The sequence below is a fragment of the Streptococcus mitis genome (assembly GCF_965111725.1).
Lineage (GTDB): Bacteria > Bacillota > Bacilli > Lactobacillales > Streptococcaceae > Streptococcus > Streptococcus mitis_DV.
Genome location: NZ_OZ217341.1, coordinates 980330 through 995851, shown reverse-complemented (window position 1 = coordinate 995851; position 15522 = coordinate 980330). Strand labels below are relative to the sequence as shown.

General features: G+C 41.1%; 15 protein-coding genes. 14 read left to right on the top strand and 1 reads right to left on the bottom strand.

Going from position 1 to position 15522, the window contains the following annotated elements; translation table 11 throughout:
- Position 1: 1 nt before the first annotated feature.
- The 9 genes from dnaG to ACLV7Q_RS04885 all read left to right on the top strand — a co-directional run bounded on the left by dnaG (position 2) and on the right by ACLV7Q_RS04885 (position 7658).
- Positions 2–1762 carry a DNA primase gene (gene dnaG / locus ACLV7Q_RS04925; protein WP_218758079.1) on the top strand — a complete coding sequence of 587 codons (1761 nt, stop codon included), beginning with the start codon at positions 2–4 and terminating at the stop codon, positions 1760–1762.
- A 2-nt stretch (positions 1763–1764) separates the two neighbouring features.
- Positions 1765–2874: an RNA polymerase sigma factor RpoD gene (gene rpoD, locus ACLV7Q_RS04920; protein WP_004259586.1), complete on the top strand. Its 1110-nt coding sequence runs from the start codon at positions 1765–1767 to the stop codon at positions 2872–2874.
- A 14-nt stretch (positions 2875–2888) separates the two neighbouring features.
- Positions 2889–3218, top strand: coding sequence for a metal-sulfur cluster assembly factor (locus ACLV7Q_RS04915; RefSeq protein WP_000331921.1), 330 nt, complete (start codon positions 2889–2891; stop codon positions 3216–3218).
- A 115-nt stretch (positions 3219–3333) separates the two neighbouring features.
- Positions 3334–4377: an alpha-galactosylglucosyldiacylglycerol synthase gene (gene cpoA / locus ACLV7Q_RS04910; RefSeq protein WP_218758080.1), complete on the top strand. Its 1044-nt coding sequence runs from the start codon at positions 3334–3336 to the stop codon at positions 4375–4377.
- A gap of 15 nt (positions 4378–4392) precedes the next feature.
- Positions 4393–5718: a glycosyltransferase family 4 protein gene (locus tag ACLV7Q_RS04905; RefSeq protein WP_218758081.1), complete on the top strand. Its 1326-nt coding sequence runs from the start codon at positions 4393–4395 to the stop codon at positions 5716–5718.
- A gap of 29 nt (positions 5719–5747) precedes the next feature.
- A complete protein-coding gene (locus ACLV7Q_RS04900; protein WP_218758083.1) occupies positions 5748–5924 on the top strand; it encodes a PspC domain-containing protein in 177 nt (58 codons plus the stop codon).
- Between the two features lie 58 nt (positions 5925–5982).
- Positions 5983–6117 (top strand): DUF4044 domain-containing protein, encoded by a 135-nt coding sequence (locus ACLV7Q_RS04895; protein WP_000863852.1) that lies wholly within the window; start codon positions 5983–5985, stop codon positions 6115–6117.
- Between the two features lie 62 nt (positions 6118–6179).
- Positions 6180–7490: a GTPase ObgE gene (obgE, locus tag ACLV7Q_RS04890; protein ID WP_218758082.1), complete on the top strand. Its 1311-nt coding sequence runs from the start codon at positions 6180–6182 to the stop codon at positions 7488–7490.
- 9 nt (positions 7491–7499) lie between these two features.
- Positions 7500–7658, top strand: coding sequence for a hypothetical protein (locus ACLV7Q_RS04885; protein ID WP_007284777.1), 159 nt, complete (start codon positions 7500–7502; stop codon positions 7656–7658).
- A 762-nt stretch (positions 7659–8420) separates the two neighbouring features.
- Here the strand turns inward: ACLV7Q_RS04885 and ACLV7Q_RS04880 are convergent.
- Complete coding sequence (locus tag ACLV7Q_RS04880) at positions 8421–8591, bottom strand: hypothetical protein (RefSeq protein ID WP_050242916.1); 171 nt, start codon at positions 8589–8591, stop codon at positions 8421–8423.
- A gap of 142 nt (positions 8592–8733) precedes the next feature.
- Between ACLV7Q_RS04880 and ACLV7Q_RS04875 the strand changes: the two genes are divergently transcribed.
- The 5 genes from ACLV7Q_RS04875 to pcrA all read left to right on the top strand — a co-directional run bounded on the left by ACLV7Q_RS04875 (position 8734) and on the right by pcrA (position 15515).
- A complete protein-coding gene (locus tag ACLV7Q_RS04875) occupies positions 8734–9993 on the top strand; it encodes a UDP-N-acetylglucosamine 1-carboxyvinyltransferase (RefSeq protein ID WP_218757099.1) in 1260 nt (419 codons plus the stop codon).
- 15 nt (positions 9994–10008) lie between these two features.
- A complete protein-coding gene (locus ACLV7Q_RS04870; RefSeq protein ID WP_218757098.1) occupies positions 10009–10560 on the top strand; it encodes a GNAT family N-acetyltransferase in 552 nt (183 codons plus the stop codon).
- Positions 10553–11830, top strand: coding sequence for a CBS-HotDog domain-containing transcription factor SpxR (spxR, locus tag ACLV7Q_RS04865; RefSeq protein WP_000033830.1), 1278 nt, complete (start codon positions 10553–10555; stop codon positions 11828–11830). The genes ACLV7Q_RS04870 and spxR overlap by 8 nt, the downstream gene beginning before the upstream one ends.
- Positions 11831–11845: 15 nt before the next feature.
- On the top strand, positions 11846–12706 hold the full coding sequence (locus ACLV7Q_RS04860; RefSeq protein WP_084953909.1) for a methionyl aminopeptidase: 861 nt from the start codon (positions 11846–11848) through the stop codon (positions 12704–12706).
- Positions 12707–13223: 517 nt separating this feature from the next.
- Complete coding sequence (gene pcrA, locus ACLV7Q_RS04855) at positions 13224–15515, top strand: DNA helicase PcrA (protein WP_218757097.1); 2292 nt, start codon at positions 13224–13226, stop codon at positions 15513–15515.
- Positions 15516–15522: the final 7 nt, after the last annotated feature.

Genomic DNA, 15522 nt, shown 5'->3' with positions numbered 1-15522 from the left:
TATGGTTGACAAACAAGTCATTGAAGAAATCAAAAACAATGCCAACATTGTGGAAGTCATAGGGGATGTGATTTCTTTACAAAAGGCAGGACGGAACTATCTAGGGCTCTGTCCTTTTCATGGTGAAAAAACACCTTCTTTCAACGTTGTAGAGGACAAGCAGTTTTACCACTGTTTTGGCTGTGGTCGCTCTGGTGATGTCTTTAAGTTCATAGAGGAGTACCAAGGTGTTCCCTTTATGGAGGCTGTCCAAATCTTAGGTCAGCGTGTTGGGATAGAGGTAGAAAAACCGCTTTATAGTGAACAGAAGCAAGTTTCGCCTTACCAAGCTCTTTATGATATGCACGAAGATACAGCCAAATTTTATCATGCTATTCTCATGACCACGACCATGGGGGAGGAGGCCAGAAATTACCTCTATCAGCGAGGTTTGACAGATGAAGTGCTCAAACATTTTCGGATTGGTTTAGCACCTCCAGAACGCAACTATCTCTATCAACGTTTGTCTGGTCAGTATCGTGAAGAGGATTTCCTAGATTCAGGACTGTTTTATCTCTCGGATGCCAATCAATTTGTAGACACCTTTCATAATCGCATTATGTTTCCCCTGACCAATGACCAAGGAAAGGTCATTGCCTTCTCAGGTCGTATCTGGCAGAAAACGGATTCACAAACTTCTAAGTATAAAAATAGCCGATCGACTGCAATTTTTAACAAAAGTTACGAATTATATCATATGGATAGGGCTAAAAAATCTTCTGGAAAAGCCAGTGAGATTTATCTGATGGAAGGATTCATGGATGTCATTGCAGCCTATCGGGCTGGAATCGAAAATGCTGTCGCATCTATGGGAACAGCTTTAAGTCGTGAGCATGTTGAGCATCTGAAAAGGTTGACCAAGAAGTTGGTTCTTGTTTATGATGGTGATAAGGCTGGGCAAGCTGCTACATTGAAAGCGCTGGACGAAATTAGTGATATGCCTGTGCAAATTGTCAGCATGCCTGATAACTTGGATCCAGATGAGTATCTACAAAAAAATGGACCAGAAGACTTGGCCTATCTATTAACGAAAACTCGTATTAGTCCGATTGAGTTTTACATTCACCAGTACAAGCCTGAAAATAGTGAAAATCTGCAGGCCCAGATTGAGTTTATTGAAAAAATAGCTCCCTTGATTGTTCAAGAAAAGTCTATCACTGCTCAAAACAGTTATATTCATATTTTAGCTGACAGTCTGGCATCCTTTGATTATGCCCAGATTGAGCAGATTGTTAATGAAAGCCGTCAGGCACAAAGGCAGAATCGCATGGAAGGAATTTCCAGACCGACGCCAATCACCATGCCTGTCACCAAGCAGTTATCGGCTATTATGAGGGCAGAAGCTCATCTACTTTATCGAATGATGGAATCTCCTCTTGTTTTGAACGATTACCGTTTACGAGAAGATTTTGCATTTGACACACCTGAATTTCAGGTCTTATATGACTTGCTTGGTCAGTATGGCAATCTTCCTCCAGAAGTTCTAGCAGAACAGACAGAGGAAGTTGAAAGAGCTTGGTACCAAGTCTTAGCTCAGGACTTGCCTGCTGAGATGTCACCGCAGGAACTTAGTGAAGTAGAAATGACTCGAAACAAGGCTCTCTTGAATCAGGACAATATGAGAATCAAAAAGAAGGTGCAGGAAGCTAGCCATGTAGGAGATACAGACACAGCCCTAGAAGAATTGGAACGTTTAATTTCCCAAAAGAGAAGAATGGAGTAATAATGGCAACAAAACAAAAAGAAGTAACAACATTTGACGTACAAGTAGCAGAATTTATCCGTAATCATAAACAAAAAGGGACAGCAACTGATGATGAAATCAATGCTAGTTTAGTTATTCCTTTTACCTTGGATGCTGATGGAATTGAAGATCTCTTGCAACGGATTCAGGATGCAGGAATTTCAATCACAGATAACGAAGGAAATCCAAGTGCGCGTGTTCTTAGTGCAGAAGAAGAGCCAGAACTCAGTGATGAGGACTTGATTGGTTCAACTTCGGCTAAGGTTAATGACCCTGTCCGTATGTACTTGAAAGAAATCGGAGTCGTTCCTCTCTTGACCAATGAAGAGGAAAAAGAATTGGCACTAGCTGTTGAAGCTGGTGATATCGAAGCCAAACAACGTCTTGCGGAAGCCAACCTTCGTTTGGTTGTTTCTATTGCCAAACGCTATGTAGGTCGTGGTATGCAGTTCCTTGACTTGATTCAAGAAGGGAACATGGGCTTGATGAAGGCGGTTGACAAGTTTGACTATTCTAAAGGGTTCAAGTTTTCAACTTACGCAACTTGGTGGATTCGTCAAGCTATCACTCGTGCCATCGCTGATCAAGCTCGTACCATCCGTATCCCAGTCCACATGGTTGAAACCATCAATAAATTGGTTCGTGAACAGCGGAATCTCCTTCAAGAATTGGGACAAGATCCAACGCCAGAACAAATCGCTGAACGTATGGATATGACTCCTGACAAGGTTCGTGAAATCTTGAAGATTGCTCAAGAACCGGTATCCCTTGAAACACCGATTGGTGAAGAGGATGATAGCCATCTTGGAGACTTTATCGAAGATGAAGTGATTGAAAATCCAGTGGATTATACGACTCGTATCGTCTTGCGTGAGCAGTTGGATGAGGTCTTGGATACTCTTACAGACCGTGAAGAAAATGTTCTGCGTCTGCGTTTCGGACTAGACGATGGAAAAATGCGTACCCTTGAAGATGTGGGTAAAGTCTTTAACGTAACTCGTGAGCGTATACGTCAGATTGAAGCAAAGGCTTTGAGAAAACTACGCCAACCAAGTCGTAGCAAACCGCTTCGTGATTTTATTGAAGACTAAGAGTGAGGATAAATATGGCTTATACAGAAGAGCAAATTGATAACATCAAAACACGAATTTTAACAGCCTTGGAAGAAGTCATCGACCCTGAGTTGGGAATCGATATTGTCAATCTTGGTTTGATCTACGAGATTCGTTTTGACGGTGACACAGGGCAAACAGAGATTGATATGACTTTGACAACTATGGGTTGTCCCCTAGCAGACCTTTTGACAGACCAGATTTATGATGCCATGACAGAGGTTCCAGAAGTAACGGATACTGAAGTCAAATTAGTTTGGTATCCAGCCTGGACAGTTGAAAAAATGAGTCGCTATGCACGCATTGCCCTAGGAATTAAATAAACATATAAAAGCATGTGAGAGACCCTTGGAAAAGTGAGGAAAATTCCCCTTCTTTTCCTCTAGTCTCTCCTTTCTTTTGCTGATTTTATTCAAAGAAAATGATATAATAGTAGTTATGGAAAAAAAGAAATTACGCATCAATATGTTGAGTTCAAGTGAGAAAGTAGCAGGACAAGGAGTTTCAGGTGCTTACCGTGAATTAGTTCGTCTTCTTCACCGTGATGCCAAGGACCAATTGATTGTTACAGAAAATCTTCCAATAGAGGCAGATGTGACTCACTTTCATACAATTGATTTCCCCTATTATTTATCAACATTCCAAAAGAAACGATCAGGGAGGAAAATTGGATATGTGCATTTCTTACCTGATACACTTGAGGGAAGTTTGAAAATTCCATTTTTCTTAAAGGGAATTGTGAAACGCTATGTATTTTCTTTTTACAACCGGATGGAGCACTTGGTTGTGGTCAATCCGATGTTTATCGAGGATTTGGTGGCAGCTGGTATTCCACGTGAAAAAGTGACCTATATTCCTAACTTTGTCAATAAGGAAAAATGGCATCCCCTTCCACAAGAAGAGGTAGTCAGACTGCGAACAGAGCTAGGTCTTAGTGACAATCAGTTTATCGTAGTAGGTGCTGGTCAAGTTCAGAAACGTAAAGGGATTGATGACTTTATCCGTCTGGCTGAGGAATTGCCTCAGATTACCTTTATCTGGGCTGGTGGTTTCTCTTTTGGTGGTATGACAGATGGTTATGAACGCTACAAGAAAATCATGGAGAATCCCCCTAAAAATTTGATTTTTCCAGGTATTGTATCGCCAGAGCGGATGCGCGAATTGTATGCCCTAGCGAATCTTTTCTTGTTGCCTAGTTACAATGAGCTCTTTCCGATGACGATTTTAGAGGCTGCCAGTTGTGAAGCTCCTATTATGTTGCGTGATTTAGATCTTTATAAGGTAATTTTGGAGGGAAATTATCGGGCGACAGCAGATAGAGAAGAGATGAAAGAAGCTATTCTGGAATATCAAGCGAATCCTGCTGCTTTAAAAGATTTGAAAGAAAAAGCTAAGAATATTTCCAGAGAGTATTCTGAAGAGCATCTGTTACAAATCTGGTTGGACTTTTATGACAAACAAGCCGCTTTAGAGAGAAAGTAAAAAGTGAGGTAATCTATGCGAATTGGTTTATTTACAGATACCTATTTTCCTCAGGTTTCAGGTGTTGCGACCAGTATTCGAACCTTGAAAACAGAACTTGAAAAGCAGGGGCATGCTGTTTTTATCTTTACGACAACAGATAAGGATGTCAATCGTTATGAAGATTGGCAAATTATCCGCATTCCAAGTGTTCCTTTCTTTGCTTTTAAGGATCGCCGCTTTGCCTATCGAGGATTCAGCAAGGCACTGGAAATTGCTAAACAGTATCAGCTAGATATTATTCACACTCAGACAGAATTTTCTCTTGGCCTGTTGGGAATTTGGATTGCGCGAGAACTGAAAATTCCCGTTATTCATACCTATCACACCCAATACGAAGACTATGTCCACTATATTGCTAAGGGAATGCTGATTCGTCCTAGTATGGTAAAGTACTTAGTAAGAGGTTTCTTGCATGATGTGGATGGGGTTATTTGCCCGAGTGAGATTGTCCGTGACTTGCTATCTGACTATAAGGTCAAGGTTGAAAAACGGGTCATTCCAACTGGGATTGAATTAGCCAAGTTTGAACGTCCAGAAATCAAGCAAGAAAATCTGAAAGAACTGCGTAGTAAACTAGGAATTCAAGATGATGAAAAGATGTTGCTTAGTCTTTCCAGAATTTCCTATGAAAAAAATATTCAAGCAGTACTAGCAGCCTTTGCAGAAGTTCTGAGAGAGGAAGACAAGGTTAAACTGGTGGTAGCTGGGGATGGCCCTTATCTGAATGACCTCAAAGAGCAAGCCCAGAAACTAGAGATTCAAGACTCCGTCATCTTTACAGGAATGATTGCTCCTAGTGAGACGGCTCTTTACTATAAGGCGGCGGATTTCTTCATCTCGGCATCGACAAGTGAAACGCAAGGTTTGACATACTTGGAAAGCTTAGCTAGTGGGACGCCTGTCATTGCTCACGGAAATCCTTATCTGGACAATCTTATCAGTGATAAAATGTTTGGAACCTTGTACTATAGAGAACATGATTTGGCTGGTGCTATTTTGGAAGCCCTGATTGCAACACCAGACATGAATGAGCATACTTTATCAGAGAAGTTGTACGAGATTTCAGCTGAGAACTTTGGAAAACGGGTGCATGAATTTTATCTGGATGCCATTATTTCAAATAATTTCCAGAAAGATTTGGCTAAAGATGATACGGTCAGTCAGCGTATCTTTAAGACAGTTTTGTATCTACCGCAAAAGGTGGTTGCTGTACCTGTAAAAGGCTCTAGACGGATGCTGAAGGCTTCAAAAACACAGCTAATCAGCATGAGAGATTATTGGAAAGACCGTGAAGAATAGAAAGAGAACAAGCTATGAAAAAACAATTGATGAGAAGTGGTCGTGACAAAAAGATTGCTGGTGTCTGTGCTGGGGTGGCCCATTATCTGGATATGGATCCTACTATCGTTCGCGTAATATGGGGCGTCCTTGCTTGCTGTTACGGAGTTGGAATTGTAGCCTATATCATTTTATGGATTATTGCGCCAGTAGCAAGTGACTATTGAAAACTAGCTGAATTCATGCTAAGATAATAGAAAATAGAATGTAATGAAGGAGAGAAAAATGGCATTTGGAGATAATGGAAAACGTAAAAAAACGATGTTTGAGAAATTAACCTTGCTTATCGTGCTTATCATGTTAGTAGCAAGTATTTTGGGGATTTTTGCAACTGCAATTGGTGCCCTCAGTAATCTATAAAATAGATTTAAGAAATTTTGTGACTGGGATTTCCCAGCCCTTTTTTAAAGTGAGAAGAAAAAATGAGTATGTTTTTAGATACAGCCAAGATTAAGGTCAAGGCTGGTAATGGTGGTGATGGCATGGTTGCCTTTCGCCGTGAAAAATATGTCCCTAATGGTGGTCCTTGGGGTGGTGACGGAGGTCGTGGAGGTAATGTGGTCTTCGTTGTAGACGAAGGTTTGCGTACCTTGATGGATTTCCGCTACAATCGTCATTTCAAGGCTGATTCTGGTGAAAAAGGGATGACCAAAGGGATGCATGGTCGTGGTGCAGAGGACCTTAGAGTTCGAGTACCACAAGGCACAACTGTTCGTGATGCAGAAACTGGCAAGGTCTTGACAGATTTGATTGAACACGGTCAAGAATTTATCGTTGCCCACGGTGGTCGTGGTGGACGTGGAAATATTCGCTTTGCGACACCAAAAAATCCTGCACCTGAAATCTCTGAAAATGGAGAACCAGGCCAGGAGCGTGAGTTACAATTGGAACTAAAAATCTTGGCAGATGTTGGTTTGGTTGGTTTCCCATCGGTTGGGAAATCAACTCTGCTCAGTGTTATTACCTCAGCTAAACCTAAAATCGGCGCCTACCACTTTACGACCATTGTACCAAATCTTGGTATGGTTCGTACCCAATCGGGTGAATCCTTTGCAGTAGCCGACTTGCCAGGTTTGATTGAAGGGGCTAGTCAAGGTGTTGGTTTGGGAACCCAGTTCCTCCGTCACATCGAGCGTACACGTGTCATCCTTCACATCATTGATATGTCAGCTAGCGAAGGACGTGATCCTTATGAGGACTACTTAGCTATCAATAAGGAGTTAGAGTCTTATAACCTCCGTCTCATGGAGCGTCCACAGATCATTGTAGCCAATAAGATGGACATGCCTGAGAGTCAGGAAAATCTTGAAGTCTTCAAGAAGAAATTGGCTGAAAACTATGATGAATTTGAAGAGTTACCAGCTATCTTCCCGATTTCTGGATTGACTAAGCAAGGTCTGGCAACACTTTTGGATGCTACAGCTGAATTGTTAGACAAGACACCAGAATTCTTGCTCTACGATGAGTCTGATATGGAAGAAGAAGCCTACTACGGCTTTGACGAGGAAGAGAAAGACTTTGAAATTAGCCGTGATGACGATGCGACATGGGTACTTTCTGGTGAAAAACTCATGAAACTCTTTAATATGACCAACTTTGATCGTGATGAATCTGTCATGAAATTTGCCCGCCAACTTCGTGGTATGGGGGTTGATGAAGCCCTTCGTGCGCGTGGTGCTAAAGATGGTGACTTGGTCCGAATTGGTAAATTTGAGTTTGAATTTGTAGACTAGGAGACTGGTATGGGAGATAAACCGATATCTTTCCGAGATGCGGATGGCAATTTCGTTTCCGCCGCAGACGTTTGGAATGAAAAGAAATTGGAAGAACTATTTAATCGTCTCAATCCAAATCGTGCCCTGAGATTGGCACGAACTAAAAAAGACAATCCATCTCAGTAAAGAAGCTAAAAAATCCCGTGCCTCATCAGACACGGGATTTTGTGGTACGACGGGATGTATAGCAAACTGAATCTGGAATAGCACAGCATATCTTCTAAAATATTGTTATAAATTGATTTGAATTTCAAAATTAAATTGTTTGATTCTTATTTCACTTTGTTATAGTATATCTGATGTCAAAGTTCTCGGCGAGTCAAATAGCGATTCTCAAACCTGACTATCGTGAGGTAGCGGATTAAAATGGTCTGGGGATAGACCGTTTTAAGTCTGACGTTGGAAATAAGAATCGTCAGAGGAAGGGATGGCGAAATCGTGGCTCTACGAACAGGAACGTGATAGTAAGGCGTATATAGCGGATAAGGGGGCTCAAAACTCTAAAGTCCAAAAAGGTAGTCGTAACCTATATGCGTAAATCACGAGAGTAAACGAGAAAAGATGTACGATTTATCCCGTGAGGTCTATCACTATAAAGAGAAAACGACAGATAGAAGTAATCCTGAGTCACGGTTATCTTCAAAATAGATTGTCTGATAGGATGCTAGCCTGAAAACGTCTTGTTCATGAAATATAGGACGGTATGTATAAAAGGCTTCTGTGAACTGAGAGAAGGGGGAGAAGTTCTTGCTAAAATTTAGTTGAACAGCCGTATTCCGATACTTAGATAAGGGGGCTAGTTCTTAGCTCCTACTCGGTTTCAGGGGGCAAAAAAGGGGCAATAGCGATTCGAGAAAGATTAGTAATTCATACTCTTCGAAAATCTCTTCAAACCACGTCAGCGTCGCCTTGCCGTAGGTATAGGTAACTGACTTCGTCAGTTCTATCCACAACCTCAAAACAGTGTTTTGAGCTGACTTCGTCAGTTCTATCTACAACCTCAAAGCAGTGCTTTGAGCAGCCTGCGGCTAGTTTCCTAGTTTGCTCTTTGATTTTCATTGAATATTAGTAATTCAGTTACTAACTCGTCAACTTTGATTTATCCAATAAAATTGAAAAGGATGGAAAAAAGGTTGCATTTATGATATAATTTATTTTAAAGACCTTATTAGAAATCTTGAAAGAGTATTGAAAACTTAGAATGAGAAAAATTGTTATCAATGGTGGATTACCACTACAAGGTGAAATCACTATTAGTGGTGCTAAAAATAGCGTTGTGGCCTTAATTCCGGCTATTATCTTGGCTGATGATGTGGTGACTTTGGATTGTGTTCCAGATATTTCGGATGTAGCAAGTCTTGTCGAAATCATGGAATTGATGGGAGCTACTGTTAAGCGTTATGACGATGTCTTGGAGATTGATCCAAGAGGTGTTCAAAATATTCCAATGCCTTATGGAAAAATCAACAGTCTTCGTGCATCTTACTATTTTTATGGCAGCCTCTTAGGCCGTTTTGGTGAAGCGACAGTTGGTCTACCGGGAGGATGTGATCTAGGTCCTCGTCCGATTGACCTACACCTTAAGGCTTTTGAAGCTATGGGTGCCACTGTTAGCTACGAGGGAGAGAACATGAAGTTATCTGCTAAAGATACAGGACTTCATGGTGCAAGTATTTACATGGATACGGTTAGTGTAGGGGCAACGATCAATACGATGATTGCTGCGGTTAAAGCGAATGGTCGTACTATTATTGAAAATGCAGCCCGTGAGCCTGAGATTATTGATGTAGCTACCCTCTTGAATAATATGGGTGCCCATATCCGTGGGGCAGGAACTAATATCATCATTATTGATGGTGTTGAAAGATTACATGGGACACGTCATCAGGTGATTCCAGACCGCATTGAAGCTGGAACATATATATCTTTAGCTGCTGCAGTTGGTAAGGGAATTCGTATAAATAATGTACTATACGAACACCTGGAAGGATTTATTGCTAAGCTGGAAGAAATGGGAGTGAGAATGACTGTATCTGAAGACAGCATTTTTGTCGAAGAGCAGTCTAATTTGAAAGCAATCAATATTAAGACAGCTCCTTACCCAGGCTTTGCAACTGATTTGCAACAACCGCTTACCCCTCTTTTACTAACAGCTAATGGTCGTGGTACAATTGTCGATACGATTTACGAAAAACGTGTAAATCATGTTTTTGAACTAGCAAAGATGGATGCGGATATTTCGACAACAAATGGTCATATTTTGTACACGGGTGGACGTAATTTGCGTGGAGCCAGTGTTAAAGCGACCGACTTAAGAGCTGGTGCAGCTTTGGTTATTGCTGGTTTGATGGCCGAGGGACAAACTGAAATTACAAATATCGAGTTTATCTTACGTGGATATTCAGATATTATTGAAAAATTACGTAATCTAGGAGCGGATATTACACTTGTTGAGGATTAAACCGTAGAGGTGTTTATGAATATTTGGACCAAATTAGCAATGTTTTCTTTTTTTGAAACGGATCGCTTGTATTTGCGTCCTTTCTTTTTTAGTGATAGTCAGGACTTCCATGAGATAGCTTCGAATCCAGAAAATCTTCAATTTATTTTCCCGACTCAGGCTAGTCTGGAAGAGAGCCAATATGCGTTGGCCAATTACTTTATGAAGTCCCCTTTGGGAGTATGGGCTATTTGTGACAAGAAAACTGAAAAAATGATTGGTTCTGTTAAGTTTGAGAAGTTAGATGAAATCAAAAAAGAAGCTGAGCTTGGCTATTTTTTGAGAAAAGATGCTTGGTCGCAAGGATTTATGACAGAGGTTGTTAGAAAAATTTGTCAACTTTCTTTTGAGGAATTTGGCTTAAAACAATTATCCATCATTACCCACCTTGAAAATGAAGCAAGTCAAAAGGTTGCTCTTAGGGCTGGATTTCGATTGATTCGTCAGTTTAAAGGAAGTGATCGCTATACAAGGAAAATGCGAGATTATCTTGAGTTTCGCTTTGTAAAGGGAGAAGTTAATGAGTAAACACCAAGAAATTCTAAGCTATTTGGAGGAATTACCAGTAGGTAAAAGGGTCAGTGTTCGTAGCATTTCAAACCATCTGGGAGTCAGTGATGGGACTGCCTATCGAGCCATTAAAGAAGCTGAAAACCGTGGAATTGTGGAGACCCGTCCCAGAAGTGGAACAATTCGTGTTAAATCCCAGAAAGTTGCGATTGAAAGATTAACTTTTGCTGAAATTGCAGAAGTGACTTCTTCTGAGGTTCTAGCTGGGCAAGAAGGTTTAGAGAGAGAATTTAGTAAGTTTTCAATCGGTGCTATGACCGAACAAAATATTTTGTCTTACCTTCATGATGGGGGACTCTTGATTGTCGGAGACCGTACCCGTATTCAGTTGCTAGCCTTGGAAAATGAAAATGCAGTTCTGGTTACAGGGGGATTTCAGGTTCATGATGATGTTCTTAAACTGGCAAATCAAAAAGGGATTCCTGTTCTGAGAAGCAAGCATGATACTTTCACTGTCGCGACCATGATTAATAAAGCCTTGTCAAATGTCCAAATCAAGACTGATATTTTGACAGTTGAGAAGCTTTATCGTCCAAGTCATGAGTATGGTTTTCTGAGAGAGACCGACACCGTTAAAGATTATTTGGATTTAGTTCGTAAGAATCGTAGCAGTCGTTTCCCTGTTATCAATCAACATCAGGTTGTTGTTGGCGTTGTAACCATGAGAGATGCTGGTGATAAGTCACCAAGTACCACAATTGATAAGGTCATGTCTCGTAGTCTATTTTTGGTTGGATTATCGACAAATATTGCCAATGTGAGTCAACGGATGATTGCTGAAGACTTTGAAATGGTACCAGTTGTTCGAAGCAATCAAACTTTGCTTGGCGTTGTAACCAGACGAGATGTCATGGAAAAGATGAGCCGTTCTCAAGTTTCTGCTCTACCAACTTTTTCTGAGCAGATTGGACAAAAGCTTTCTTATCACCATGATGAAGTAGTGATTACAGTGGAACCCTTTATGCTAGAAAAAAATGGAGTTTTGGCTAATGGTGTATTGGCAGAAATTCTGACCCACATGACCCAAGATTTAGTTGTGAATAGTGGTCGCAATCTCATCATCGAACAAATGCTGATCTACTTTTTGCAGGCTGTTCAGATAGATGATATATTGCGCATTCAAGCACGCATTATCCATCATACTAGACGATCAGCTATTATTGATTACGATATTTATCATGGTCATCAGATTGTTTCCAAAGCAAATGTGACTGTTAAAATTAATTAGAAACTAGGAGAAAAAATGATAACATTAAAATCAGCTCGTGAAATTGAAGCTATGGACAAGGCTGGTGATTTTCTAGCAAGTATTCATATCGGCTTACGTGATTTGATTAAGCCTGGCGTAGATATGTGGGAAGTTGAAGAGTATGTCCGCCGTCGTTGCAAGGAAGAAAATTTCCTTCCGCTTCAGATTGGGGTTGATGGTGCCATGATGGACTATCCTTATGCTACCTGCTGCTCTCTTAATGATGAAGTGGCTCACGCTTTCCCTCGTCACTATACCTTGAAAGATGGTGATTTGCTCAAGGTTGACATGGTTTTGGGAGGTCCTATTGCCAAATCTGACCTGAATGTCTCAAAATTAAACTTCAACAATGTTGAGCAAATGAAGAAATACACTCAGAGCTATTCTGGTGGTCTTGCAGACTCATGTTGGGCTTATGCTGTCGGTACACCGTCCGAAGAAGTGAAAAACTTGATGGATGTAACCAAAGAAGCTATGTACAAGGGTATTGAGCAAGCTGTTGTTGGAAATCGTATTGGTGATATTGGAGCAGCTATTCAAGAATATGCTGAAAGTCGTGGATACGGTGTAGTGCGTGATTTGGTTGGTCATGGTGTTGGCCCAACCATGCATGAAGAACCAATGGTTCCGAACTATGGTATTGCAGGTCGAGGACTCCGTCTTCGTGAAGGAATGGTCTTGACTATTGAACCAATGATCAATACAGGTGACTGGGAAATTGATACAGATATGAAGACTGGTTGGGCCCATAAGACCATCGACGGTGGATTGTCATGTCAGTATGAACACCAATTTGTCATTACGAAAGATGGTCCTGTTATCTTGACTAGCCAAGGTGAAGAAGGGACTTATTAATAAAAATTGAAAAGACTACTGGAAGTTTATTTTGATAAAAAATCCAGTAGATCTTTTCATAATAAAACGCATTGTATCAAGTGTTAGGGGCTGATATCATGCGTTTTTCTGACTTTAAGATTTTTTCCAACTCTGTTTGTAACCACATCATAACAGAGGGTCTAGGATTCAGGGCTCTCCTCCTATATACTATTAGTAAAGCAAAACTAGGGGAGAATATTTTAGTGTCGCAATCTATTGTTCCTGTAGAGGTTTTACGATATCGTTGTTTTGGTTTTAAAAAGAGAAATGGAATTCTGTTTAACGTTCGTATTGCCAATCTTAAATTTACCTTTTTTTATATTGATGTATTGAGCTAGTTCATGAAAAAATTAAGTGAAAAAGTCGAGTGTTTTAGAAACCTACAGTGTAGTATTCTAGTTTAAATCCGCTATATTTTGCTACTCCCCGTAAAGTTTCTATTTTCCCTGAATTCTGATATAATAGAAATATTGACTTCAAGAGTAAGGAAGAGAAGATGAACGCATTATTAAATGGAATGAATGATCGTCAGGCTGAGGCGGTGCAAACGACAGAAGGGCCCTTGTTAATCATGGCGGGGGCTGGTTCTGGAAAGACTCGAGTTTTGACCCACCGTATCGCTTATTTGATTGATGAAAAGCTGGTCAATCCTTGGAATATCTTGGCCATTACCTTTACCAACAAGGCTGCGCGTGAGATGAAAGAGCGTGCTTATAACCTTAATCCAGCCACTCAGGACTGTCTGATTGCGACCTTCCACTCCATGTGTGTGCGTATTTTGCGTCGCGATGCGGACCATATTGGCTACAACCGTAATTTTACTATTGTGGATCCTGGTGAACAGCGAACGCTCATGAAACGCATTCTTAAACAGTTGAACTTGGATCCTAAAAAATGGAATGAGCGGAGCATCTTAGGAACTATTTCCAATGCTAAGAATGATTTGATTGATGATGTGGCTTATGCTTCCCAAGCTGGCGATATGTATACGCAAATCGTGGCCCAGTGTTATACAGCCTATCAGAAAGAACTGCGTCAGTCGGAGTCGGTTGACTTTGATGATTTGATTATGCTGACCCTGCGTCTCTTTGATCAGAATCCTGATGTTTTGACCTACTACCAGCAGAAATTTCAGTACATCCATGTTGATGAGTACCAAGATACCAACCACGCTCAGTACCAACTGGTCAAACTCTTGGCTTCCCGTTTTAAAAATATCTGTGTGGTTGGGGATGCTGACCAGTCTATCTACGGTTGGCGTGGTGCTGATATGCAGAATATCTTGGACTTCGAGAAAGATTATCCCCAAGCCAAGGTTGTTTTGTTGGAGGAGAATTACCGTTCCACCAAAACCATTCTCCAAGCGGCCAACGAGGTCATAAAAAACAATAAAAACCGCCGTCCTAAGAATCTCTGGACCCAGAATGCTGATGGGGAGCAAATCGTTTACTATCGTGCCGATGATGAGCTGGATGAGGCTGTATTTGTAGCCAGAACCATCGATGAACTTAGTCGCAGTCAAAACTTCCTTCACAAGGATTTTGCAGTTCTCTATCGGACTAATGCGCAGTCCCGTACTATTGAGGAAGCCTTGCTCAAGTCAAATATCCCTTATACCATGGTTGGCGGAACCAAGTTCTACAGCCGTAAGGAAATCCGCGATATTATCGCTTATCTCAACCTCATTGCTAATTTGAGTGACAATATTAGTTTTGAGCGTATTATCAACGAGCCTAAACGTGGAATTGGACCAGGTACAGTTGAGAAAATCCGTGACCTTGCGAATATGCAAGACATGTCCATGCTAGATGCTTCAGCCAATATCATGTTATCTGGTATCAAGGGTAAGGCAGCCCAGTCTATCTGGGATTTCGCCAATATGATTCTAGATTTACGAGAGCAGCTAGATCAATTAAATATTACAGAGTTGGTTGAGGCTGTCCTTGAAAAAACAGGTTATGTCGATATTCTAAATGCCCAAGCAACTCTGGAAAGTAAGGCTCGGGTTGAAAATATTGAAGAGTTCCTTTCTGTGACGAAAAACTTTGATGACACCTCTGATGGGCCAGAAGAGGAAACTGGTCTGGACAAGCTGAGTCGTTTCTTAAATGACTTGGCTTTGATTGCGGACACAGATTCAGGTAGTCAGGAGACATCAGAAGTGACCCTGATGACCCTACACGCTGCCAAAGGTCTCGAGTTTCCAGTTGTCTTTTTGATTGGGATGGAAGAAAATGTCTTTCCACTTAGTCGTGCGGCTGAAGATCAAGATGAACTAGAAGAAGAACGCCGTCTGGCCTATGTGGGAATTACGCGTGCAGAGAAAATTCTCTATCTGACAAATGCCAATTCGCGCCTGCTTTTTGGTCGTACCAACTACAACCGTCCGACTCGTTTTATTAACGAAATCAGTTCAGACTTACTTGAGTATCAAGGCCTAGCTCGTCCAGCAAATACAAGTTTTAAAGCATCTTATAGCAGTGGTGGTCTTGCCTTCGGTCAAGGTATGAGTCTTGCGCAGGCTCTTCAAGACCGTAAACGCAGTGCAGCACCAAAAACTATCCAGTCAAGCGGTCTTCCATTTGGTCAATATACGGCTGGTGCAAAATCAGCGTCTAGCGAGGCAAATTGGTCCATTGGTGACATTGCTCTCCACAAGAAATGGGGAGAGGGAACTGTTCTGGAAGTTTCAGGTAGCGGTGCTACTCAGGAATTAAAAATCAATTTCCCAGAAGTAGGTTTGAAAAAACTTTTAGCTAGTGTGGCTCCAATTGAGAAAAAAATCTAATTTTTCA

What these genes read in the sequence shown, in the direction of transcription:
- dnaG (WP_218758079.1), top strand. Translation starts at nt 2, where the DNA reads ATGGTTGACAAACAAGTCATTGAAGAAATCAAAAACAATGCCAACATT.
- rpoD (WP_004259586.1), top strand. Translation starts at nt 1,765, where the DNA reads ATGGCAACAAAACAAAAAGAAGTAACAACATTTGACGTACAAGTAGCA.
- ACLV7Q_RS04915 (WP_000331921.1), top strand. Translation starts at nt 2,889, where the DNA reads ATGGCTTATACAGAAGAGCAAATTGATAACATCAAAACACGAATTTTA.
- cpoA (WP_218758080.1), top strand. Translation starts at nt 3,334, where the DNA reads ATGGAAAAAAAGAAATTACGCATCAATATGTTGAGTTCAAGTGAGAAA.
- ACLV7Q_RS04905 (WP_218758081.1), top strand. Translation starts at nt 4,393, where the DNA reads ATGCGAATTGGTTTATTTACAGATACCTATTTTCCTCAGGTTTCAGGT.
- ACLV7Q_RS04900 (WP_218758083.1), top strand. Translation starts at nt 5,748, where the DNA reads ATGAGAAGTGGTCGTGACAAAAAGATTGCTGGTGTCTGTGCTGGGGTG.
- ACLV7Q_RS04895 (WP_000863852.1), top strand. Translation starts at nt 5,983, where the DNA reads ATGGCATTTGGAGATAATGGAAAACGTAAAAAAACGATGTTTGAGAAA.
- obgE (WP_218758082.1), top strand. Translation starts at nt 6,180, where the DNA reads ATGAGTATGTTTTTAGATACAGCCAAGATTAAGGTCAAGGCTGGTAAT.
- ACLV7Q_RS04885 (WP_007284777.1), top strand. Translation starts at nt 7,500, where the DNA reads ATGGGAGATAAACCGATATCTTTCCGAGATGCGGATGGCAATTTCGTT.
- ACLV7Q_RS04880 (WP_050242916.1), bottom strand. Translation starts at nt 8,591, where the DNA reads ATGAAAATCAAAGAGCAAACTAGGAAACTAGCCGCAGGCTGCTCAAAG.
- ACLV7Q_RS04875 (WP_218757099.1), top strand. Translation starts at nt 8,734, where the DNA reads ATGAGAAAAATTGTTATCAATGGTGGATTACCACTACAAGGTGAAATC.
- ACLV7Q_RS04870 (WP_218757098.1), top strand. Translation starts at nt 10,009, where the DNA reads ATGAATATTTGGACCAAATTAGCAATGTTTTCTTTTTTTGAAACGGAT.
- spxR (WP_000033830.1), top strand. Translation starts at nt 10,553, where the DNA reads ATGAGTAAACACCAAGAAATTCTAAGCTATTTGGAGGAATTACCAGTA.
- ACLV7Q_RS04860 (WP_084953909.1), top strand. Translation starts at nt 11,846, where the DNA reads ATGATAACATTAAAATCAGCTCGTGAAATTGAAGCTATGGACAAGGCT.
- pcrA (WP_218757097.1), top strand. Translation starts at nt 13,224, where the DNA reads ATGAACGCATTATTAAATGGAATGAATGATCGTCAGGCTGAGGCGGTG.